Source organism: Streptomyces synnematoformans (assembly GCF_039531005.1).
Lineage (GTDB): Bacteria > Actinomycetota > Actinomycetes > Streptomycetales > Streptomycetaceae > Streptomyces > Streptomyces synnematoformans.
This window is the reverse complement of sequence record NZ_BAAAPF010000675.1, coordinates 1-1,242: the sequence shown is the minus strand read 5'-3', so window position 1 is coordinate 1,242 and position 1,242 is coordinate 1. Positions and strand designations below refer to the sequence as shown.

Genomic DNA, 1,242 nt, shown 5'->3' with positions numbered 1-1,242 from the left:
CAGGGGGCCCGCCGCGACCGCCGCCGCCCGCACCGAACGCTGCGCCGTGTCCGGGCGGTTGGTGGGGGCCGTGCGGCGGCGGCTGGCGGAGAGCGGCGGGGAGCCGACGCCCGCCGGAGTGGGCGCCGCGCTGCGGCGGGAGGGGCGGCTCCTCGGCGACACCGAGGTGCTGGCCGTCGTGGGCGCGCTGCGCTCGGAGATGGTCGGCAGCGGGCCGCTGGAGCCGCTGCTGGCCCGGCCGGACGTCACCGACGTGCTCGTCACCGCGCCGGACGAGGTCTGGGTGGACACCGGGCGTGGGCTGGAGCGGGTCGGCGTGCGGTTCGCGGACGCCGGTGAGGTGCGGCGCCTTGCGCAGCGGCTCGCCGCCGTCGCCGGGCGGCGGCTCGACGACGCCCGCCCGTGGGTCGACGCCCGGCTGCCCGACGGCACGCGGCTGCACGCCGTTCTGCCGCCGGTGGCCGTGGGCTCGGCCTGCCTGTCGCTGCGGGTGGTGCGGCGGCGCGCGTTCAGCCTCCCGGAGCTGGCCGCCGCCGGCACGGTGCCGCCGGGCGGCGAGCGGCTGCTGCGCGGACTCCTCGACGCGCGGCTGTCGTTCCTCGTCAGCGGCGGTACGGGCAGTGGGAAGACGACGTTGCTGAGCGCGTTGCTGTCGCTGGTGCGGCGGGACGAGCGGATCGTGCTGGCGGAGGAGTCGGCCGAGCTGCGGCCGGACCACCCCCATGTCGTACGGCTCGAAGCCCGCCCCGCGAACCAGGAGGGCGTCGGCGAGGTGACGCTGCAGGACCTCGTGCGGCAGGCGCTGCGGATGCGCCCCGACCGGCTGGTCGTGGGCGAGGTACGGGGCCGCGAGGTCGTCGATCTGCTGGCCGCCCTGAACACGGGGCACGAAGGCGGCTCCGGGACGGTCCACGCCAACGCGGCGGGCGACGTGCCCGCGCGCCTGGAGGCGCTGGGCGCGGTCGCGGGCCTGGACCGGCCCGCCCTGCACAGCCAGCTGGCGGCGGCGGTGTCGGTGCTGCTGCACCTGGTCCGCGACCGGCGGGGGCGGCGGCGCATCGCGGAGGTGCACGTGCTGGAACGCGACGGGGCCGGCCTGGTGACGGCGGTGCCCGCGGCGGTGTGGGCGGCCGGGGGGTTCGCGCGGCGGGACGGGTGGCCGCGGCTGGAGCGGCTGCTGGAGCGGGGCGGGAGAGCTGGGCGCGGTAGACGGCGGCGAGCGCGGGGAAGAACGGGACCCGG

At 79.1% G+C, this 1,242-nt stretch carries 1 protein-coding gene; it reads left to right on the top strand.

The window, feature by feature from the left end; all coding sequences use genetic code 11:
- Positions 1-58: 58 nt before the first annotated feature.
- The coding region (locus ABD317_RS37060) for a TadA family conjugal transfer-associated ATPase (RefSeq protein WP_344296485.1) at positions 59-1,242 on the top strand (1,184 nt) is incomplete at its 3' end.